The 19,488-nt window shown below is 72.0% G+C and carries 18 protein-coding genes and 1 pseudogene; 7 read left to right on the plus strand and 12 right to left on the minus strand.

The genetic code is table 11. From position 1 onward, the window contains the following. Positions 1-136: 136 nt before the first annotated feature. Positions 137-1,783 carry a PucR family transcriptional regulator gene (locus ACZ6Y7_RS20035; RefSeq protein ID WP_465759239.1) on the plus strand — a complete coding sequence of 549 codons (1,647 nt, stop codon included), beginning with the start codon at positions 137-139 and terminating at the stop codon, positions 1,781-1,783. A gap of 76 nt (positions 1,784-1,859) precedes the next feature. Here the strand turns inward: ACZ6Y7_RS20035 and ACZ6Y7_RS20040 are convergent, their stop codons facing one another. Together ACZ6Y7_RS20040 and ACZ6Y7_RS20045 are read right to left on the minus strand one after the other, a co-directional pair. Continuing rightward, positions 1,860-3,350: an alkaline phosphatase PhoX gene (locus tag ACZ6Y7_RS20040; RefSeq protein ID WP_465759240.1), complete on the minus strand. Its 1,491-nt coding sequence runs from the start codon at positions 3,348-3,350 to the stop codon at positions 1,860-1,862. A gap of 212 nt (positions 3,351-3,562) precedes the next feature. Beyond that, positions 3,563-4,678, minus strand: coding sequence for a hypothetical protein (locus tag ACZ6Y7_RS20045; protein ID WP_465759241.1), 1,116 nt, complete (start codon positions 4,676-4,678; stop codon positions 3,563-3,565). 376 nt (positions 4,679-5,054) lie between these two features. Here ACZ6Y7_RS20045 and ACZ6Y7_RS20050 point away from each other — a divergent pair, with 376 nt between their 5' ends. Next, on the plus strand, positions 5,055-5,528 hold the full coding sequence (locus ACZ6Y7_RS20050) for a VOC family protein (RefSeq protein ID WP_465759242.1): 474 nt from the start codon (positions 5,055-5,057) through the stop codon (positions 5,526-5,528). 27 nt (positions 5,529-5,555) lie between these two features. Here the strand turns inward: ACZ6Y7_RS20050 and ACZ6Y7_RS20055 are convergent, their stop codons facing one another. Next, positions 5,556-7,169, minus strand: a complete 1,614-nt coding sequence (locus tag ACZ6Y7_RS20055; RefSeq protein WP_465759243.1) for a hypothetical protein — start codon at positions 7,167-7,169, stop codon at positions 5,556-5,558. Positions 7,170-7,499: 330 nt separating this feature from the next. On the opposite strand from ACZ6Y7_RS20055, the gene ACZ6Y7_RS20060 reads away from it, so the two are divergent. After that, complete coding sequence (locus tag ACZ6Y7_RS20060; protein WP_465759244.1) at positions 7,500-8,834, plus strand: MFS transporter; 1,335 nt, start codon at positions 7,500-7,502, stop codon at positions 8,832-8,834. A 246-nt stretch (positions 8,835-9,080) separates the two neighbouring features. Here the strand turns inward: ACZ6Y7_RS20060 and ACZ6Y7_RS20065 are convergent. From ACZ6Y7_RS20065 to ACZ6Y7_RS20105, 9 genes and pseudogenes are all read right to left on the minus strand, one after another. Then, positions 9,081-9,488, minus strand: a pseudogene (locus ACZ6Y7_RS20065) (NUDIX hydrolase); the annotation flags it as partial. A gap of 50 nt (positions 9,489-9,538) precedes the next feature. Then, on the minus strand, positions 9,539-10,012 hold the full coding sequence (locus ACZ6Y7_RS20070; protein WP_465759245.1) for an NUDIX domain-containing protein: 474 nt from the start codon (positions 10,010-10,012) through the stop codon (positions 9,539-9,541). A gap of 388 nt (positions 10,013-10,400) precedes the next feature. Continuing rightward, entirely contained in the window at positions 10,401-10,835 is a 435-nt protein-coding gene (locus ACZ6Y7_RS20075) for an NUDIX hydrolase (protein WP_465759246.1), read from the minus strand. Positions 10,836-10,974: 139 nt separating this feature from the next. Beyond that, positions 10,975-11,625 carry a GNAT family N-acetyltransferase gene (locus tag ACZ6Y7_RS20080; protein WP_465759393.1) on the minus strand — a complete coding sequence of 217 codons (651 nt, stop codon included), beginning with the start codon at positions 11,623-11,625 and terminating at the stop codon, positions 10,975-10,977. After that, the gene (locus tag ACZ6Y7_RS20085; protein ID WP_465759247.1) at positions 11,534-12,268 is read right to left on the minus strand and encodes a lasso peptide biosynthesis B2 protein; all 735 of its coding nucleotides are present in this window, start codon (positions 12,266-12,268) and stop codon (positions 11,534-11,536) included. The genes ACZ6Y7_RS20080 and ACZ6Y7_RS20085 overlap by 92 nt, the downstream gene beginning before the upstream one ends. Then, complete coding sequence (locus ACZ6Y7_RS20090; RefSeq protein WP_465759248.1) at positions 12,261-14,081, minus strand: albusnodin/ikarugamycin family macrolactam cyclase; 1,821 nt, start codon at positions 14,079-14,081, stop codon at positions 12,261-12,263. The genes ACZ6Y7_RS20085 and ACZ6Y7_RS20090 overlap by 8 nt, the downstream gene beginning before the upstream one ends. Positions 14,082-14,148: 67 nt before the next feature. Further along, on the minus strand, positions 14,149-14,286 hold the full coding sequence (locus tag ACZ6Y7_RS20095; RefSeq protein ID WP_465759249.1) for an albusnodin family lasso peptide: 138 nt from the start codon (positions 14,284-14,286) through the stop codon (positions 14,149-14,151). Between the two features lie 288 nt (positions 14,287-14,574). Then, positions 14,575-14,985, minus strand: a complete 411-nt coding sequence (locus ACZ6Y7_RS20100) for an ATP-binding protein (RefSeq protein ID WP_465759250.1) — start codon at positions 14,983-14,985, stop codon at positions 14,575-14,577. 154 nt (positions 14,986-15,139) lie between these two features. Continuing rightward, the gene (locus tag ACZ6Y7_RS20105) at positions 15,140-15,556 is read right to left on the minus strand and encodes a hypothetical protein (protein ID WP_465759251.1); all 417 of its coding nucleotides are present in this window, start codon (positions 15,554-15,556) and stop codon (positions 15,140-15,142) included. 189 nt (positions 15,557-15,745) lie between these two features. Between ACZ6Y7_RS20105 and ACZ6Y7_RS20110 the strand changes: the two genes are divergently transcribed. The 4 genes from ACZ6Y7_RS20110 (at position 15,746) to ACZ6Y7_RS20125 (ending at position 19,357) form a co-directional block, all read left to right on the plus strand. Then, positions 15,746-16,840: a helix-turn-helix domain-containing protein gene (locus ACZ6Y7_RS20110; RefSeq protein WP_465759252.1), complete on the plus strand. Its 1,095-nt coding sequence runs from the start codon at positions 15,746-15,748 to the stop codon at positions 16,838-16,840. Between the two features lie 9 nt (positions 16,841-16,849). Further along, positions 16,850-17,524: a YdcF family protein gene (locus ACZ6Y7_RS20115; RefSeq protein WP_465759253.1), complete on the plus strand. Its 675-nt coding sequence runs from the start codon at positions 16,850-16,852 to the stop codon at positions 17,522-17,524. Beyond that, positions 17,466-18,416 carry a WbqC family protein gene (locus ACZ6Y7_RS20120; RefSeq protein WP_465759254.1) on the plus strand — a complete coding sequence of 317 codons (951 nt, stop codon included), beginning with the start codon at positions 17,466-17,468 and terminating at the stop codon, positions 18,414-18,416. Before ACZ6Y7_RS20115 ends, ACZ6Y7_RS20120 begins: the two co-directional genes overlap by 59 nt. A gap of 200 nt (positions 18,417-18,616) precedes the next feature. After that, positions 18,617-19,357, plus strand: coding sequence for a hypothetical protein (locus tag ACZ6Y7_RS20125; protein WP_465759255.1), 741 nt, complete (start codon positions 18,617-18,619; stop codon positions 19,355-19,357). The last annotated feature ends 131 nt before the right edge of the window (positions 19,358-19,488 follow it).

Genomic DNA, 19,488 nt, shown 5'->3' on the forward strand with positions numbered 1-19,488 from the left:
GGTCAGTACTGACTATCCAGCCTCAGATAGTCAGAGTCAACTATTCAGGATCGACGGACTCGAACTCTGTCCGCCCGGCTAAAATCAACCACACGCCGTTGTCCGAACGGATGAGGGACGGAGGAAGGAGGTCCGGATGACCGGCCTGCCGCTCCGTCACCTGCTGATGTCCCTGGGCGAACCGCTGGTCGAACTGCAGGCGGCCCCGCTGGGCCTGGACGTCCCGGTCCGCGACGTCGCGATCCTCGACCCGGAGGACCCGCCGACCGCCGCCCCCGGCGAGCTCGTCCTCGCGATCGGCGCCCGCGGCCGGGCCGCGCTCCCCGCCCTGCGCGCGGCCGGCCGGGCCGGCGCGGCCGCCGTGGCGGTCAAACTGGACGGCCCCGGCCAGGCCGACGCGCTGCGCGAGGCGGCCACCGACGCGGGCGTCGCCCTGCTCTCGGTGCGCCGGGAGACCCGCTGGGAGCACCTCGACTCGCTGGCGAGGGCGATCATCGCCGGACCGGACGCCCCGGACGCGCCCGGCGCCCCCGAGCCCAACGCGGGCGACCTCTTCTCCCTCGCCCAGACCGTCGCCGTGCTCACCAACGGCATCGTCTCGATCGAGGACACCTCCAGCCGGGTGCTGGCCTACTCCCGCTCCTCCGACTCCGACGAGGTCGACGACCTGCGCCGGCTCTCCATCCTCGGGTGGCAGGGCCCGGAGCCGTACCTGTCCAAGCTCCGCGAGTGGGGCATCTTCCAGCACCTGCGCAGTTCGGACGCCCCGATCGCGGTCGAGCCGCACCCCGAGCTCGGCCTGCGCCGCCGCCTGGCCGTCGGCATCCGGGCCGGGTCGCAGCCGCTCGGCACCATCTGGGTGCAGGAGGGCGCGCAGCCGCTGGCCCCGCTGGCCGAGCAGGCCCTGGTCGGCGCCGCCCGGGTCGCGGCCGCCCAGCTGGTGCGCCGCCGCCGGGAGCTGTCCGCCGACGTCCGGCTCACCCGGACGCTGCTCACCGGACTGCTGGAGGGCTCCACCGGCCCCCAGTCGCTCGCCACCCACATCGGCCTGGACCTGCGCCGCCCGGCCACCGTGCTGGCCTACGGCGCGCACACCACCGAGGCGCTGCACCGCTCCGACGTCACCGGCCTGATCTCGGTGCACACCGCCGCCCGACACCGCGCCGCGCTGCTCGCCCCGATCGAGTCCCGGGTGTACGTGCTGCTGCCCGACCTGCCGCCCGGCCTGCCGATGGCCACCGTGCGCGGCTGGGCCACCGAGGTGGTGACGGCCGCCCGGGAGCACCTCGGCGTCCCGCTGCGCGCCGCGATCGGCTCGACCGTCGACGGTCTGGCCCAGGTGCCCGACTCCCGCGCGCAGGCGGACCGCATCCTGGACGCGATGGGCCGCGGCGGCGTGGACCTCGACGTCGCGGCGTTGATCGACGTGCAGGCGGAGGTGCTGGTGAGCGAGGTGGTCGCGCTGCTGCAGGAGCGCACCGGCCTGCGCGACCCGCGGCTCACCGCGCTCACCGCGTACGACCGCCGGCACGGCACCCGGCTCGCCGAGTCGGTGCTGGCCTGGCTGGACGCGCTCGGCGAGGTCCGGGTGGCCGCGGACGCCCTGCACATCCACCCCAACACCCTGCGCTACCGGGTGCGCCGCGCCGAGCAGTTGACCGGCATCGACCTCGCCCAGCCGCAGCAGCGACTGCTGGCGATGCTGCAACTGCGGCTGCCCGCGGACGAGTGGTCCGCGGGCAGCCGGTCACGCTCCGAGCGCGCCGGGGATCACGCGCCGTAGGGGCACGCCCCGCGGGGTCACATCCCGCAGGGGGTCACGCCCCGCCCGGCACGCCCCCGAGGGGCACACCGTAGGGTCACGCGCCGTAGCCCTGGCCGCGCTTGTGCTCGTTCAGCCGGTGCCACGGGCCGGTGACAGCCACCTGGATGCCCGGGGTCTGGATGTTGGCGAACAGGGTCCTGCCGTCGTCCGAGAAGGTCACCCCGGTGAACTCGCTGAACTCGGGCTTCTCGGCGGTGCCGATGTTCAGCTCGTTGCGGGCGATCGGGTAGACCAGCCCGTCCTCGGTGGCGCCGAACAGGTGCGAGACGCCCTCGCCGTCCTCGCAGATCACGATGCCGCCGTACGGCGAGACGGTGATGTTGTCCGGTCCGTCGAAGTTGTCGTGGTCGCCCCAGACGTCGGTGTTGACGCCCAGCAGGACCTTCAGGGTGATGGTGCGGCGGGCCGGGTTGTAGAACCACACCTGGCCGTCGTGCTGCAGCGGGCTCTCCGAACGGGCGTAGCTGGAGACGAAGTAGAAGCCGCCGTCACCCCACCACATGCCCTCCAGCTTGCGGGCGCGGCTGACCTCGCCGTCCTTGAACTGCTTGCGCACCGAGACGGTCCTGGCGTCGCGGTCCTGGACCTTGACCCAGTCCACCCCGTAGGTGGTGCCGACCTTGGTGGCGCGGGAGAGGTCGTCGACGAACTTGCCCTGCGCGTCGAAGACCTTGAAGGCCTCCAGCACGCCGGCGTCGGCGGCCAGCTTGCGCAGCTGGTAGCGGCCGTGCGTGAAGCCGGCCGGCGGGGTCCAGCGGAACAGCAGGCCGTTGGGGTTCGAGGCGTCCTCGGTCAGGTAGACCTGGCCGCGCTTGGGGTCGACGACCACGGCCTCGTGCGCGTAGCGGCCGAACGCCTTGATCGGCTGCGGGTCGCGGTTGTAGTCGTCGTCGAACGGGTCGACCTCGAAGACGTACCCGTGGTCCTTGGTGAACCCGTTCTTGCCGGCCTTGTCCTCGGTCTCCTCGCCGGACAGCCAGGTGCCCCACGGGGTGATGCCGCCGGCGCAGTTGGTGGCGGTGCCGGCGATGCCGACCCACTGCTCGACCGAGCCGTCCCGCTTGGCGTGCACGATGGTGCAGCCGCCGGCCGCGCCCGGGTCGTAGACGTGGCCCTCGGTCAGCGGCACGGGGTGCGGCCAGTTGGCGCGGGCGCCGGACAGCTCGTGGTTGACGACCAGGTAGTTGCCGCCGCGCTCGTCCTCGAAGGCGGAGGTGCCGTCGTGATTGCTCGGGGTGAACTCGCCGGTGCGCAGCCGGGTGACGCCGGCCCGGTTCAGGACCTTGTACGAGAAGCCCTTGGGCAGGGACAGCAGCCCGGCCGGGTCCTGCACCAGCGCGCCGTAGCCAACGGCGGTGCCACCGGCCGCGTTGGTCCCGGCGGCCGGAGCGACCGGCGCCTCGCCGCCGGCCGGGGCGGCGATCGCACCGGGGGCGCTGGCCAGGGCCTCGGCACTGCCGGCGATCAGCACACCGGCCCCGACGACGGTGGAACGGTTGACGAAGTCCCGGCGGGACAGCGACATGGCAGCAACTCCTGAAGGGTTGGGCGCGGGCGTCGGGGCGGGATGCCGACGCCCAGCAGGCTCCGCCGGGCGGGTGAACCCGGGATGACGCGCACCTCACGTCCGGGCGGCCATTTGCCGACCGATGACCGACGCATGACCTCCGCTTTGCCAAGTCGCCGTCAGCCTCGCCGCGCATTCCCGCACCGCGCGGGCGCCCCGCCGGCGACGCGTCAGCGCCGCGCCGACCGCCACTGCTCCCAGGCCGCCAGCCACAACTGCTCGGCCAGCCGGTGCTCCTCCCACACCTCGGCCCCGCCGCCGCCCGGCCGCTCCCGCCACAGCTGCGCCCAGGCCCGCTGGGCCGGCAGGCTCGCCACCTCGCTCGCGAACACCGTGTACCGGACGACCTCCTCGACGGCCGCCTCGCCCTCCGCCGTCCCGACCAGCCAATGCGTCTGCTGGGACAGCCGGTTGAGGTGGTTGACCATCGCGGTCACGGCCGCCGCGGCCTCCTCCCGGGTCTCGGTGGCCAACCGCATCTGCTGGCGCACCGCCGCCTCCCAGCGCACCGCGCAGGCGTCCCCGCGCAGCCCGCGCGGCAGCCGCGGCGTGCGCCCGGCCCGGACCTGCGCCTCTATCGCGGCGGTCTCGGCGATGCTCTGCGCGATCAGCGACCGGTGCGCCTCCAGCCCGACGACGGGCGGCAGCTCGCGCTCCTCCACCGGGACGTACCGGGCCTGCCGGGAGGCGAGGTCGCGCAGCAGGTCGGTGCGCCCGCGCAGGTACCGCTCGAAGTCGCCGATCCCGCCGAGCTCCACGGCGCCGGGGGCCACCCCGCGGCCGCAGACCGTCACGGTCAGCCCGCCGACCCGCAGCCGCCCGGCCCACACCGGCTCGGGCCCGTCGGCCGCAGCCCCCGGCCGCAGCTCCGGCCGGTCCTCGTGCACCTCCACCGCGCACGGCTCGCCGTCCACCGTGATCCACGCGCGCAGCGCCCGCACCCGGCCCGGGCCGTCGCCCTCGTCCAGGCCCAACTGCTCGTAGACCCGGTCCCGTTCGTCCTCGACCACGTCCTCCAGCTCGGGCAGCGGCTCGCACTGCTCGGCCCCCGGCCGGTAGGTGCGCACGGTCACGTACGGGCCCGCGGCGGAGCGCCAGTCGCCGCACTGCACCTCGACCCAGCGCAGCGCGCCGCCGGCGGTCTCGAAGGCCGCCAGCGCCTCACCGGTGCGGGCCGGCCCGTCGACCACGCCGTACACCGGGAAGTCGACCGCGGCCAGGGCCCGGCGGGAGAAGTCCTCCTGGACGGCGAACTGGTCGGCGAGCTGGTCCGCGACCGTGTCCATGGCCTGCCCCGCGACCTCACTCGCGGCCTGGTCCGCGGCCTGGTCCGCGACCTGACCCGCGACCTCTCTCGCGGCCTGCCCCGCGACGTCACCCGGGACCTGACCCGTGACCTGGTCCGCGAGACGACCGGCGAAACGATCCTCCTGGCCCGGCCGGCCGGGCACCGGCGCTGGGCCCCCGGGCCCGGTGTTCCACTCCTGGTGCCTGCCGCCGCTCTCGCGCATCATCCTGTGCCGCACCCCCGACTCCTCGCGCCCGCACCGCTGACGCCACCTTACGTGGCCGCCGCTGCCGGGTCATCAGCTCGACTGCCGGTCGGAGGCGGTGGCCGTGTCAGGACGCCCGGTTGTCAGCCGCCCTCCCTAACCTGGCGGCATGACAGCACAGAACAGCACCGCCACGGACGGCACGGCCCCGAACGGCCTCCCCGCCAGGATCAGCATCGTCACGCTCGGCGTCACCGACCTCGACCGCAGCGCCCGCTTCTACGAGGGCCTCGGCTGGCGGCGCTCCGCCGCCTCCAGCCCGGAGATCGTCTGGTTCCGCACCGCCGACTCGGCGCTCGGCCTCTTCCCCACCGACGAGCTGGCCGCCGACGCGGGCGTGCCGGCCACCGGCGAGCCGTCGTTCCGCGGCGTCACCCTCGCGGTGAACCTGGAGTCCCCCGCGCTGGTGGACGCCGCGATGACGACGGCCGTCGGGGCCGGCGCCGTGGTGGTCAAGCCGCCGGCCGCGACGAGCTGGGGCGGTTACTCCGGCTACTTCGAGGACCCGGACGGCCACCTCTGGGAGCTGGCCCACAACCCCTTCGTCCCCTTCACCGAGGACGGCTCCCTGGACCTCCCCTGACCCGCGCCCGCGCCCTTCGTCCTCCCCCTAGTTCTTCGAACGCGCCTTGAAGGCCGCCTTGCGCGCCTCCTTGGCCACCGCGCGGTCCAGGTGCAGTTCCCCGATCGCCTCCAGGACGTCCGCCGTGTACGGGTGGTCGACCCGCCACAGCTCGCCGAACCAGGTCGCCGGGTCGCCCTTCACCGGCAGGTCGGTGACCAGGTCGCGCAGCAGCTCGGCGTCCCCGCCGTTGTCCAGCAGCTGGGCGGCGAAGGTGTCGACCACCGTCCACAGCATCATCGCCCGCTCCGGCGCCGGCACGTCCTGCGCGCCCCGCGCGGTCAGCCAGGCCCGCGCCGCACCGCCCAGCTCCGGATCGTCCAGCACCTCCCGGACGGCGGGCTCGGCGTCCGGGCCCAGCATGTCGAGCCCCGAGACGCAGAGCATCCGCCGCAGCGGGCCGTACGCGTCGCTGCCCCGCGCCGCCGCGAGCAGCTCGCGCGCCGCCGGCACCGGCTCCCGGTCGGCCGTCCACACCCGCAGCTCCTCCTCCGGCAGCACGTTGGCCGACTCGCACAGCCCGCGCAGCAGCTCGACCGCGTCGCCCTGGGCCAGTTCGCCGACCAGCGGCGCGTCGTAGCCGTCCTCCAGCAGCCACTGCCGGATGCCGTACTGGCCGAGCGGGGTGAGCCGGACCAGGCCGAAGCGGGCCGACTCCTCCTCGTCCAGCGGCTCCTCGCCCACGACGACGGGCTCGTCGCCCTCCTCCTCGTCGAACAGCTCGGGGTCGATCGGGCGGTAGTCCAGCAGGCCCAGTTCGGCGAGGTCGCCCAGCATCGGGTCCAGCGCGACCATCACGTCGGTGATGTCGCCGAGCAGCTCCTCGCTCGGCTCCTCGCCCTCCGGCACGACCAGCAGCGCGGCGAGCACGCCCAGCGGGACGGTCTCGTTGCCCGGCTCGGCGAAGGCGGTGGTCTCGTAGAGCACCTGCAGCGCCTCGTCCAGCAGCTCGGCGGCCTCGTCCCGGGCCTCCTCGACCTCGTTCAGGCCGTCCTCGTCCTCCTCGTCCGCTCCGCCCGCCGCCTCGCCGTCCTCCTCGGGCAGTGAGTCGGCCTCCACGGCCAGCTCCCGGACGATCCCGGCGGCGGTCAGCCACAGCTCCAGGACGGTCTCCGGGTCGCCCTGCTCGGCGGGCTCCAGGTCCGGGCCCGGGACGGCGATGTGCTCGCCCTCCGCGGTCGTGCCGAGCTCCACCAGGTCCAGGTCGCAGGCCAGTGACCAGGCCCGCAGCGCCTCGACCTCGGTCTCCTCGGGCACCTCGCCCTCGGCCGGCGCCAGGCCCAGCAGGCGCGCCGCGGGGGCCCGGTCCTCCTCCACCAGGTCGCCGAACTCGTCCACCGCCCGGTGCGGGGCGGCCCAGCGGGCCAGCGCCAGCGCGTACCCGAACATCGGGACGGCCTTCGCCTGCTCGGCCAGCTCCTCCTCGGAGGGCAGCTTGACCGGCGGGACCAGCACGGCCGCGTCGTCCAGGTCCTCGTCGTCCAGACCGTGCGCGGCGAACGCCCCGTAGAGGTCCTGCAGCTCCAGGTCGGCGGGCAGGACCGCCTCGGCCGCACCCTCTCCCCCCGCAGCCCCGGCGTTCTTCCGACGTCGTCCGGCCATCGTTTGCGCTCTCCCTCAGCCAGCGGTCAGCCCAAACAGCTCCGCGTACCGATCTACCACCTCAGCGTATAGGTCGGGCACCCGCGATGCCCGGCCTCCGGGGGCGCTCACAGGGGCGCGCGCCGCATCCGTGCGCCCACCGTTTATCCTTCGCTCTGGTACCCGCGCACACCCCGCGCGGACCGCCGGGCAACGAAGCCCACCTCTCGTCACAGCTCATCCGCTCCACCAGGGAGCCCCGCACCGCGGCCACCACCACAGCGCCTCAGGACGGGTGCGCCGGCACACCCCGCCGACCCCGGTGGTGCCCTGCCACAGGAGACCCCTCACATGGCGGACCTCTCCCCCGCCGGCTCCGGCCTGCGCACCGCGCAGCTCGACGGACGCCGACTGTCGGAGGCCCTGCTCCCCCTGGAGCTCGCGCCGCGCGCCCAGCTCCAGCTCTCCGCGATCAGCCGCTGGAACGCCCTGCGCGGAGTCCGCGTCGGCCTGGTGGCCGCCGCCCTGCTGCTGATGCTGATCGGCGCCAACCTGGCGACGCCGATCTACCCGCTCCTCCAGCAGCGCCTCGGGCTCGGCCCGCTCGACACCACGATCCTGTTCACGGTCTACGTCTTCGCCCTGGTCCCGGTGCTGGCCATCGTCGGCCACTGGTCCGACCACCTCGGCCGCCGCGCCCTGATCCTGCCCGCCGTCGCCCTGGCCGCCGCCGGCGACGTCGTCTTCGCCACCTCCGGCAGCTTCTGGCAGCTCGCCCTCGGACGCGCCGTCCAGGGCGTCGCCGTCGGCCTGTCCACCGGCGCCGCCGGAGCCGCCCTCGGCGACCTGCTGCCCGACCACCCGACGCTGGCCGCCAAGCTGACCCTGGCCTGCTCGGCCGGTGGCGTCGCCCTCGGCCCGATCGTCGGCGCCCTGCTCTCCGGCGGCTCCGAGCCGCTGCTGACGCCGTTCCTCCTGCACGCCATCGCGCTCCTCGCGCTCTGCGTGCCGCTCGCCCTGGTCCACCCCCGGATGCCCGGCCGCAACCGCCCGCCGGCCTCCCCGCCGCGCATCACCACCCCGGCCCACCTGCGCCCCCAGCGCCTGCGGCTGCCCCGGGCCGGACGCCGCGAGTTCCTGCTCGCCGCCTCGGCCGGCTTCATCTCCTACGCGGTCTTCGGCGTCTACCTCAGCCTGGCGCCGGCCTTCTCCGCCACGCTGCTGAACACCCCCTCGCACCTGACCGGCGCCGTGGTCGCGGCCCTGCTGCTCGGCTCCTCGGCCGCCGCCCAGCTGATCGTCCCGCCGACCGCCGACCGCAAGGTCATCGCCCTCGGCATGACCGGACTGGCCGCCGGCCTGGGCCTCGTCGTCGCCGCCGGCTACACCGGCACCCCGGCACTGCTCTTTATCGGCAGCGTCCTCGGCGGCATTTGCCAGGGCGTGGCCTTCCGCTCCCTCTTCACCACCGCCGTCGCCGCACTGAACCCCGAACGCCGGGGCTCCGAGCTCTCCGCCCTCTGGGTCATCGTCTACCTCGGCAGCTCCCTGCCCATCGTCGCCGTCGGCGCCCTGGTCAGGAGCTACGGCCTGCTCCCCGCCGTCAGCGGCTTCGCCACCGTCGCCGCCCTCCTCTGCACCGCCCTGGCCGTCACCGTCGCCCGCAAGCCCAAGCGCACGGCCTGACCCCGCCCGGCGTGCGGCGCTGCCCGGCACTTCCCTTCGGAAGTCCCGGGCAGCGCCGTCTCCGCCACGGGGTGGACACCCGCGCATCATCCGCTCCGTCGAGCAGCTCCACCGCCGTTCACCACCATCCACCCCCCACCCGCCCTCCCGGCGGGTGCCCGCCCCGGGCCTGGCGGCGTGGCGCTGTGACGGCTGGCTCTGTGGACGGCCCTCAGGGTGCCGCCCGTAGAGCCAGCCGGTCAAGAAACTCAGCACGATATCCAAGTACGCCTGCACCGGCCCGAAGAGCCCGTACGGCACGTACTCGGGGATCTCGCAGAGAGCCACCCACGCCAGAGCATCCAGCTCGTCCGTGTCCACCACCTCGGCGGCACCGCTGACGACCTCGCAGGCCGTGTATGACATCAACCGACCAGTCTTCGGATGCACTCGCTCGCCCAACAGCTTGACCGCGGCCACGACCAGCCCGGTCTCCTCCGCCGTCTCGCGGACGGCCGCTTCCTCGGGGGATTCGCCCGCCTCGATCTCGCCCGCCGGAAACTGCCAGGAGAGCTGGCCCTCACTGACCCGTCGCCGCACCATCAGAACGCGTTGCTCCTGGACCACGATCGCGGCGGCAACACCCGGGCGTTCCTCCGCAGTCTGCTGTGTCACTGTGCTCCTCCAGGGGGCAAGACAGCTGGCATGCACCGTGTGGCATGGCCCTACATACGGGTCGCTCCGTGCTCCAGGTAGACGGTCTCGGACTGAGTCCTGGCCGCGCAGGCGGCGTGGACGCGGCGCGCGAGGCGCGGGATGAGCAGCTCGTCAAGCTGGTCCGTGGTGTGGAAGGCGTACTCGCCGATCTCCACCTGGTCGACGGTGATACTGCCCAGCTCGTCGGCCGGGAGAACGCCGCCGTCGAAGACGAAGAGGAGCTTGTCGCCCTCGGTGGGGTGGGGCGCCCAGTCGGCGACGAGAAGGCGGCCGACCGGCGGCGTGATGCCGAGCTCCTCCTTGACCTCACGGGCCGCGCCCTCGCTCGGGGTCTCGCCGGCGTGCAGGTAACCGCCGGGGATCTCCCAGCCGGGCTTGTACGTCGGCTTCACGAGAAGGACGCGGTCGTCCTCGTCGAAGAAGAGCACGCCAGCGGCGGTACGGGGCTGCGCCACGACTTCGTGGACTTGGGAGTCGCTCACGGCGACGACTGTAGCCACCCATCCGCATCACGCGACGATCCGGAGCGCGCGCCGATGCCCACGAAGGCTCCACCCATACCTCCCCGTAGTCGCACCGACGGGCGGACCGACGTCGGCCGCGCGCCCCACGGCGCGCGGCCGACGCCCAATACCCGGCCGCTCCGGCACCGTTGCACGGATGGACACCCTCGCTCGTGCCAGGAACACCGGAGGAAAACCCGGCATGACGGGCACAACCCACCTGCCGATCCCCGTCCAGGTGCTGCAGGTCACCAAGCTCCCCGCTCGATGTCGCCCGAGCGGATCATCCTTGTGGCCTGCTTGAAGCGGCCCGCTCCTCGATGGATTCGAGGAGCGGGCCGCTCAGCGGAGCCGTGACAGCTCCGACTCAGGCAGTGATCAGCTTGCGGACCGCGTCGCTGACTTCGGGCAGAGCGTCGGGCTGGGCCCACTGGTAGGCGTCGTGCTCGGTCAGGACGACTGGCTCGGTCTTCTCCACGGTGACGGCGAAGTTGAACTGGCGGGTCGTGCCGCCGCGGCTGTTCTCGTAGTCGAAGTGCCCGAGGTAGCCGGTGACCCGATCGATGGTCAGTCCGGTCTCCTCGGTGGTCTCGCGGTGCAGGGCGTCCAGGATGGTCTCCCCGGCGTCGACCTTCCCGGAGGGGATCTCCCACAAGCCGCCCAGGTAGTCGTCCGGGTTCCGGCGCAGCAGCAGGACCCGCCCATCATGGTTGATCACTGCTGCGGCGACGAAGCCGGTGATGCCGGCGGCTTCGGCGCCGGCCGCCAGGCCAGCCGCAAACTCGGGGGAGGTGACGATCACAGCAGCTCCTCGTGATGGTCGCTAATCTTCATGGCCGCACGGACGTACTGCTCAGCCGGCTGCAGATCCTGCTCACGATGCCATACCGGGAGCTTGATCCTTCGCCCGAGCGCCGCATCACCGAGCGGATCGGCGTGGCCTACTGCACAAGGGGGGTAATCACCGAGGGGCCGGGGAAGTCGGCAGCAAGGGCGTCCATGATCAGTTCGTCGCAGACCTGGCCGAGCCAGTACCCGGCTTGGCGGAGACGGCCGACAGCACAGAAGCCGGCCTTCTCGTAGGCGCGGACGGCTGCCGCGTTAGGGGCAAGGACCTTGAGCCAGATCATCCGCAGGTTGGTGATGTGGAAGCCGTAGTCGAGGACGAGCCGGGTCGCGGCGGCACCCAGGCCCCTTCCGCGAGACTCGGGGGCGAGCATGATCACGTACTCGGCGGTGCGGACGGACATGTCGGGCAGCAGGGTGACAACGCCGACCGGGACGGGCGCCTGTCCGGCGAGGTCGTAGACGGTGAACCGGATGTTGTCGCCGCGCAGTTGGGCGGTCATGCCTTCGGTGCGAGCCTCCAACGATTCGGGCTGCTGGCGGCCGTAGCCGACGAGGAGAGCCGGGTCCTGTTCCCAACCCCAGTACGTCTCGACCAGGTCGGCGCGGTAGGGGCCGAGGCCGCAGGTGCTGTCGCGGACCCAGATGATCGGGTCAGGGCTGTCGGCGATGGTGGGCTCCGAGGGTGAGGACGGGCGTGTAGGCGTGGGTGGACGGCGGCTCGGCGACGGGGCTGCCGTCCTCAGTCTGCACCCAGGCGTGCAGGCGGACCGGGTCTGCGGCGACTCCGTGGCACCAGGTGATGCTGAGGCGGCGGGAAGCCAACAGCAGTACGGCGGCGGCGGACTCCTCCAGGCAGGCGGTTCGGGCCGGAGAGTGCCAGGCCGCGCGGCGGACGGCGCGGATGGCGGCGGCCGCCTGGCTCGGGGTGGCCGGGTGGAGGCAGGTTGACGCGGCTCGGTGGACGGACCGGATGAGGCGGTGCATCGCGGCCCCGGGGCTGCCGGTGCGCTTGACCGCGAGGATCGCGACGAGCGCACTGGCAGCAGCCAGAGTGGCGCTCACCGGAGCGCAGGCGGGACGGTCAACGCCGGCCGGGTGCTCGGCGCTCCCCCAGCTTGCGTCCGGGGCTGCCGCCAGGGCAGGCGACCGCCACGGTGCTGGGACGGCCGCGGGGGACAGGAGCCCAGCGTCCATCAGCTGCTCGGCGAGGACCGTGGGCAGGTCTGCGGTGCGTCCCGTTCGGGCAGCCTTCCTCCAGTGTTCGGCGGCGGCCGGGAGGAGGCCTTCGACGCGGCCGGTGCGGTAGTCGACGAGGACCAGGACGTGACCGAAGTCGACGGCCCTGATGTGGGAGGGCGCGGTGGCGAAGGCGGGGACATCAGCCATGGGGGTTGCTCCTGGCCTGGTCGAAGGTCCAGTCGGGGGCCGGGGCGCGGTGGTGGGCGGTCAGCCACGCCTCGGCGGCCAGGGCCTGCTCGATCGTGGCGAGCGGCATCGGCAGCCCGGCTGCGGCCTGGCGCAGGTGCAGGCGGAACCGGGCGGGGTGCAGGAGGCCGAGGGCGGCGAGGTGCCCGTCGGCCAGTTTCGTCAGATCCGGAAGGTTGGCGCGCATCCCGGCGTAGTGGTCGGCGTCGAAACTTCCCTTGGTGGTGCGAGCCGCGAGTTCCGGTGGCAGTAAGCGGACCATAGCGCCGACGAGGTGCGGTTTGTAGCGGTGGAGGGCGGGGCGCTGGTCCAGCGGGGTCCGGAGCACAGTGTCCATCACGGCAGGATCGAGGAACGGGTTATGCAGGCAGATTCCGTAGGCCGCAGCGAAGGTGGCGTCGGCGGTCGCGGTGCGGGCGACCTCGCGGATCTCGTCCACCAGTACCCGGACGGAGGCGTCAAGGCCGGTCAGTGAGTCCTCCGCCGCAGCGGCTTCGCGTGCGGCCTGGACCAGAAGGCGGCGGGCGGGCGGCTCCGCCCATGCGGGGAACGGCAAGAGTGGGCACCAGGTCACTGTGCCGTGGCCGTTGCGGTCCGGGGTCCCTACGGTCTCGGCGAGGCGATGCAGAGCATAGGTGCGGCTGGTCCAGGCCACGCGGGTGGCGTCGCGGAGCAGGAGCGGCACACCGGTGTGCCGAAGGCGGGCCCAGCCGCTCGCCTCGCTCATCGCTCGGCGGAGGCGGCGGTGGCGGATGAGGTCGGCCAAGTGGATCGGTGGTTGGAACAGCACGCTGTCGCCACCGTCCCCGGTCAGGTGGGTACGGGTGCCGAACTCGTCACGCATCGAGACGAACTGGGCAGTCAAGCGGGCCCGAGTGAGGGTCGAGGGCGGCGGCTCGTCCGTAGCTGGGATTTCGGTGATGGCGGTATAGGGCAGGTGGTGGCCGGTCAGCGGCAGCAGGTGGTGGTCGATCCGGCCGCTGCGGGCGGCCACGAGCCGTGCGTAGTGGAGGTCGGCGCCGGCCTCGTTACCGTCGGGATGGACGGTGACCACGTTCAGCCGGTGTCCGGCCGGGAGGGAATCGGCGGCGAGGACAGCAACGCTGCTGGAGTCCAGACCGCCGGAGAGGTCACTGGAGAGGTCCGGGTCGGCTGCCGTTCGCAAGGCGACCGCCGCTGTGAGCGCGTCGTGAAGTTGCTGGTCGGGACGGCGACCAGGCAACGGCTCCGGGCGCCATACCGGGTGGCGGCGGACCGATCCGCCGTCGGCGGGCTGCTCGATCCGGTGGCCGGGGTTCAGCAGCTCGATGCCGTCGAAGAACGACCTGGTCCCGGCCAGGGCCGGGACGGAGGGCAGGAAGACCGCGCACGCCAGCCGCTGGGTATCGATCGCGGCACCAGTGAGCGAGGCCAGCATGCGGGCAGAGGTGGACCAGGCCCAGCCGCCCGCGTACCACGTCGCGTAGACCGGGTGGGTGGCAGCCGGATCGGTGTGCACCACCACGGAGTCGGCCGTTTCCTCTACGACCGCGTAGGCGCCGGGCCATCGCCAGGCCACGTCGGGAGGCAGCGGGGTGTCGGCCAGGCAGGACAGCTCGAAGTCGCCGGCTCCGCACAGGCCCAGCACCAGGACTCGCCGCCTTCCGCTCTGTGCGGTGACTACCGTGGCCGGGCCGTCGCCGAGCCGCCAGCTGCGAGAGCCCTCGGCGAGCGGCCGGGAACCGTATGGACGAGGGGTGACACGGGTGGTGCTGAAGCCTCCGAAGATCACCACGGGACTCCTTCCGGGTCCTGACTGGGTGCTGTCGCCCCCGCCGTGGCGGGGGCGACAGCATGTCGGGTCAGCTGTTGTAGGCGCGCCGCTTGTCCTCGCTACTGCCGCCGCCCTGGCCCTCGGTCAGAGCGGCGGCGTCGCCGACCTGGACCAGCGTCAGCTCGTCCTCGTCGGCGGTGTCGACGGCGTGGATCAGCTCGTTCATCCGTTCCTCCTCGAATACGAAGGGTCTCTCCCTGCCGACCCCGTCGGTCGGCAGGGCTCGGCACCACGTGGTGCCGCATCCCGACCCGGCAGAGGCCGGGCGGGAAATCTCTAAAAGGGGGTGGCTGTTCGGTCGTTCCGGTGTCCGGCAGATTGGCCGCGATCGCGGGCAGAGGTTCGCCGGTGAGCTGGTGCTGGGCCACCCTGCCGAGCAGACCGATCACCGCGAGGTGCTCAAGCACCACGAAAGCCTTCAGGGCGTCGTGGACCAGATCGCGGTACTGGCCGGTCACCACGTACCCCGCACACGCAGGTCTGCATGAACAGTCTTGCCGAACGGCTCCAAGGTCGCGCCCCACTGGCCTCTGGTGAGCTCGTGCACGAGTGCGAGGCCTCGCCCGCCCTCGGCCTTCAGGCCGGCGTTGACCAGCACTTGCATGACTCGGCTGCCGTCGGTCACCGAGATCCGCACCGCTGTGGCGGTGATCCGGGTGATCTCGACCGTCATCCTGAGGAGACAACCGGTCTTGCTGGCGTTGCCCGCGAGCTCGGAGACGATCAGCTGGGCATCGCCGATCAGCTCGTCGAGCTCCCACTCGACCAGCTTGTCGCGGACCAGGCGGCGGGCCGCCGAGGCCGACTCGGGCTGGTAGAGCAGGTGGACAACGGACGGTTTCTCGACGGCGGTCGCCGTAGTCACGAGGCCCGGCGGATACGAGGGCTGGCGGCCGGGCAGAATTCGGTCCAGCCGGCCGCCGCGGCGGCCAGGGCACTCCGCCGAGAGCGGTCCCCGGCAGGGCTGCGCAGCCCGGACAGCGTCGGGGCCGGGTAGGACGTGGGGAGGGTAGCGGCCATCACGGGCTCCAGGGAGATCGGTGGTGTGATGTGGGGGCCGGTCCGGACCACTTGCGGTCCGGACCGAGCCCGGCCGCAGAGCGAATGATGAGAAGTCGCCGTCCAAGGACGGTGATCTGCCGGCGACGCTCGGCCGCGACGGAACCCGTGCCCAGATGGGCCCTGGCTGGTAGGACAGCGCCATAGGTGTCTGGCAGTGCCAGTGCGTCCAGGAGTCCGGTGAACGCGGCGCTCTCACGACTGCCGAGGTTCTCGCGTTCAGTGAAAACGCCCGACAGGTGTAGCTCGTGTCGGCGGCAGTACTCAAGCAGCGATGCCTGGAGCGCGGACTGCCGCTCGTACCCGCTGCCGATCAGCCGCAGGTAGCCGTAAACCAGCGGGCCGGAGATGTTGCGGTGCTCGGTCAGGGAGTCCATGGTCGCGACCTTCCGCAGCGTCGGGGAACCAGGTGGCCGGCGCAACTGTCCGCCACTGGCTGAGGACCTCATGGTGACGGTTCGTCACCATCCGCTGGAATGACGCCGTGTCGCACTTCCGCTGCACTTTCGCCGCACCGCGTCAGTGGAGCGTGCTTCGATGGCTGCCCCAGAAGGGAGGGCCGCAGCATGACGAGCGTGCACGAGTGGACCGGGCTGGAGGCCACCGCCTTACGCAAGGCCCTCCGGTTAAGCGTGCGCGGCTTCGCCCAGCGCCTTGGTGTGGCAGAGCGAACGATCTCCAAGTGGGAAGCGCTGGGGGCTGGGACGCGCCCACGCCCCGATACGCAGGCGATCCTCGACACCGCACTCGCCCGGGCCGACACCGCCGTGCACCTGCGGTTCGAAACCGAGCTGTCCGGCCAACCACGCCCCGGCACGGTCACCCGCATCCTACGGACCGGGCCCCGCCTGTGGGACTACGAGTCCTGGGCAGAGGACATCGAGCGGGCGGTCGTGGCCCTGAGCAGGCAGAACTTCGGCGTAGCGGAACAGTTGCTGTCCAGGTGGTTGACCCGGTGGCCGGCACAGGACCTGGACGACAAGGGCCTGTACCTGTTCGCACGCTCGACGGCGCTGGTGGGAGACCTGCGGCGAGACCAGGGCGTCCTACTCGGATCGGCCTCGGCCCACCAGTCGTACTCCACCGCGCGGACGGTGTTCGCCCAGCTCGACATTCCCCGCCGCATCGCCCAGATCGAACTGTCGCTCGCGGTGGTCACGGAGATGTCGGGGCAGCACAACAGCGCAGCCTGCCAATACGAGCAGCTGGCCGCCGATGACCGGCTCAGCCGCCGGGACCGCGCCAGGGCGCGCTTGTGGGTCGGGACCGCTCTCAGCAAGAACGGGAACCACGACTACGCCACCTCCATCATGCAGGCTGCCAGCCGGGACTTCGAGAACCTGTCCGAGGTCGAGGACTGGTCGGTTGCCCAGCAGAAGCTCGCGCTAGCCCACCGCGGGGCCGGCAACCTACCCGCAGCACTGCACTTCATCTGCATCGCCCGCTCAACGAGCGCGCTCGACTCACCGATGCAGCAGGTCCGTCTCGACACCGCGCACGGGCACATCCTCCTGTCCGATCCGGCCACCGCCGCTGACGGGCTCGCCGTTCTCGCGACGGCCGCTGAACTCGCCGCCAAGTACGGTATGTGTCACCAACTGCAGAGCATCGAGGGCATCCGGCAGGACTACAGCCGCCAAGCCGCTCTGGGACCCCGATGATCAAGGAGTATGCGGGTGACGGACATTCAGCTTGTGATCACGGATGAGCAGTGGCGGGACGCCCAGGCGATCTGGGACTACCACCAGATGCACCATGAGGTGCGGCCGTGCGATGTGGCAATCGGTCTCGGCAGCCACGATCTCGGCGTGCCGGTCTACGCGGCCGAGCTGTACCACGAGGGCCTCTTCCCAACCCTGGTCTTCACCGGCGGCCCCAATCCCACCCATCCGGAGCGGCTCCCCAGGGGCGAGGCCGTGCACTTCCGCGAGCACGCTCTTGAACTCGGTGTCCCGGAGTCCGCGATCCTGATGGAGCCGAACGCCACGAACACCGGGCAGAACATCAGCCTCTCGCGAGAGGTGCTGGCCTCTGCCGGCCGCGAGGTCCGGTCCGTGATGCTGATCGCGATGCCGTACATGGAGCGGCGCGCGTTCGCCACCTGCCGCAAGCTGTGGCCGGACGTCGAGGTGGTCTGCTCCTCGGCACCCTTGGAGTTCAACGACTACGTGAAGATCATCGGGAACGAGAAACACGTCATCGACATGCTCGTCGGGGACATGCAGCGGGTGATCGAGTACCCGAAGCTCGGGTTCGCCGTCGAGCAGGAGGTCCCGGAGGAAGTCAATGCCGCTTACGACCGGCTCTGCCGCGCCGGCTTCGACACACGGCTCATCAAGTCCTGACATCCTGCCACCTGGCCGGACGTGCGCAGTCCATCAGCCCAACCTGTTTCCCCGCTTGAGCACCCTGGCCAAGGTGTTCGCGGCGGATGTCTGGGTGGTGCTGGACGATGTCCAGTTCGCCCGCCGCGACTATCAGCACCGCACGCGCATCGCCGACCTCGGCGACGCGCAATGCTGGTGGTGGCTCTCCCTGCCGACCCGCCTGCCGGCAGGGAGAGCCAGCCTCATCCGCGAGGCCCGTCTCGCTGACCCCGAGCTGAGCGTCCGCCGCATGGCAGGGATGGTCCATCACGCCTACCGTCGCAGCCCGCACTGGCCCATTGTCGAAGCCGTGCTCGCGCCGGTCCTCGCGATCCTCAAAGAGACGGACCGGACGGCCGTAGTTGCCGAGGAGTCCACCCGGGCTCTGCTGTCCGTCCTCAATTGGCCCGGGCAGATCCTCCACAGTTCCGGGCTACCAGGCCGCCGCGGGCGCTCCGAGCGCCTTGCCGACCTCGTCTCGGCAGCCAGCTCGATCAACTACCTGTGCGGGCCTGGCGGCATGCAATACATCGACTACGCGCCCTTCAACTCGCGTGGAATCGTGGTGCTCCCGTTCAGCACGCCACCGGACGGCGTGTGGCACGCGGGAAGACGCGTAACGGCATTGCAAGCGCTCGCAGAGCTCGGCCCGAGAGGTCTGGCGGCCAAGCTGTGGTCCGTCGCCAAGCTATATCGGCAAGGCGAGCGAAGGTTGACTCCGCCACTGATCGACTCTCCCGCCGGACAGGAAGCAGACCACCATTCAGTTCGGCACCTACGTCAGCGCACCGGTCGCTCACTGGATATCGAGAACAACTCACGCACCGTCAAGCGCCGTGGTACGTTCCGTAATCCAATCGAAAACAGGTGACCCCGGCAGCGCGCCAACGCTCCGGGGTCCGGCAACAGGAGCCAACACTCCCAATGCGAGTCCATCGTAGCGCCCACGCGCGCAACTTCACCGTGCTACCCAACGCGCTCCTCCAGTACCGGCGACTGTCCTACACCGCCCGGGGACTGCTCGCGGATCTCCTCTCCCGCCCCGACGGCCGGCGCGAGGACGGCCGGCACATGGCCGACAGCAGCCCGCAGGGGCGCGGCGCGATCCGCAAGGCGTTGAAGGAACTGACCGACGCCGGGTACTACCGGGTCGAGAAGATCCGCATGCCCGACGGCACGATCATCACCGAGACCCACGTCTACGACACCCCACACCTCGCGGCGCCACCGGGTGCCACCCGCCCGGCGCCCGGCGAAGCGGCAACCGGCCCGGCAGACAGCCATGTTGTAAAGAACCGGCAGCAAGAACCCTCCCTCCCCACGCACCCGGAAAGCGAAAGCGACCAGGGAGGAGGGGAGGAACCACCCGAGATCCGCGAGGCGGTGGCCACCCTGTTCCGGGTGATCCGCTCCGAGCCCCGGCTGCGCCTGGGCGAGGCCGAAGCCACCGAACTCGCGCCCCTCGTCGCAGAGTGGCTGCAGCGCGGCGCGACTCACGCCGACCTCGCCCACGCTCTGCTGCCGGGCCTGCCCACCCCGATGCACTCGGCGGCCGCCGTGCTCCGCCACCGCCTGGAGCACAAGATGCCTCCCGTCCAACCGGCCGCACGGCCGCCGGCCCGGTACGCCGAGTGCGCAAAGTGCCACGACCCCGTGCCCCGACCGGGCATCTGCCGCCCGTGCGCCGGCCTCGCCACCCGAACTCCCCCGGCACACAAGGGCGCAGACGTGGCCATCGCAGGTGCCGCCCGAGCCCGAGCCGCCCTGCGCTCCGCAATGACCGGCAGGCGGCCCGCACACATCGCCGCCTGACACTCATTCCATCAGCGCCGTGGGGGGGGGGGGGGGGGGGGGGGGGAGGGAGAGGGGGGAAGAAAAAAAACAAACGGAAGAGGGGGGGGGGGGGGGGGGGGGAGGTAGGGAAACCCCCAAACCAAAAAACG

The sequence above is a fragment of the Kitasatospora sp. NPDC053308 genome (assembly GCF_055585785.1).

Excerpts from the sequence above, each read along its gene's own strand:
- ACZ6Y7_RS20035 (WP_465759239.1), top strand. The coding sequence starts at position 137 with ATGACCGGCCTGCCGCTCCGTCACCTGCTGATGTCCCTGGGCGAACCG.
- ACZ6Y7_RS20040 (WP_465759240.1), bottom strand. The coding sequence starts at position 3,350 with ATGTCGCTGTCCCGCCGGGACTTCGTCAACCGTTCCACCGTCGTCGGG.
- ACZ6Y7_RS20045 (WP_465759241.1), bottom strand. The coding sequence starts at position 4,678 with ATGGACACGGTCGCGGACCAGCTCGCCGACCAGTTCGCCGTCCAGGAG.
- ACZ6Y7_RS20050 (WP_465759242.1), top strand. The coding sequence starts at position 5,055 with ATGACAGCACAGAACAGCACCGCCACGGACGGCACGGCCCCGAACGGC.
- ACZ6Y7_RS20055 (WP_465759243.1), bottom strand. The coding sequence starts at position 7,169 with ATGGCCGGACGACGTCGGAAGAACGCCGGGGCTGCGGGGGGAGAGGGT.
- ACZ6Y7_RS20060 (WP_465759244.1), top strand. The coding sequence starts at position 7,500 with ATGGCGGACCTCTCCCCCGCCGGCTCCGGCCTGCGCACCGCGCAGCTC.
- ACZ6Y7_RS20085 (WP_465759247.1), bottom strand. The coding sequence starts at position 12,268 with ATGGCTGATGTCCCCGCCTTCGCCACCGCGCCCTCCCACATCAGGGCC.
- ACZ6Y7_RS20095 (WP_465759249.1), bottom strand. The coding sequence starts at position 14,286 with ATGAACGAGCTGATCCACGCCGTCGACACCGCCGACGAGGACGAGCTG.
- ACZ6Y7_RS20105 (WP_465759251.1), bottom strand. The coding sequence starts at position 15,556 with ATGGACTCCCTGACCGAGCACCGCAACATCTCCGGCCCGCTGGTTTAC.
- ACZ6Y7_RS20110 (WP_465759252.1), top strand. The coding sequence starts at position 15,746 with ATGACGAGCGTGCACGAGTGGACCGGGCTGGAGGCCACCGCCTTACGC.
- ACZ6Y7_RS20115 (WP_465759253.1), top strand. The coding sequence starts at position 16,850 with ATGCGGGTGACGGACATTCAGCTTGTGATCACGGATGAGCAGTGGCGG.
- ACZ6Y7_RS20120 (WP_465759254.1), top strand. The coding sequence starts at position 17,466 with ATGCCGCTTACGACCGGCTCTGCCGCGCCGGCTTCGACACACGGCTCA.
- ACZ6Y7_RS20125 (WP_465759255.1), top strand. The coding sequence starts at position 18,617 with ATGGCCGACAGCAGCCCGCAGGGGCGCGGCGCGATCCGCAAGGCGTTG.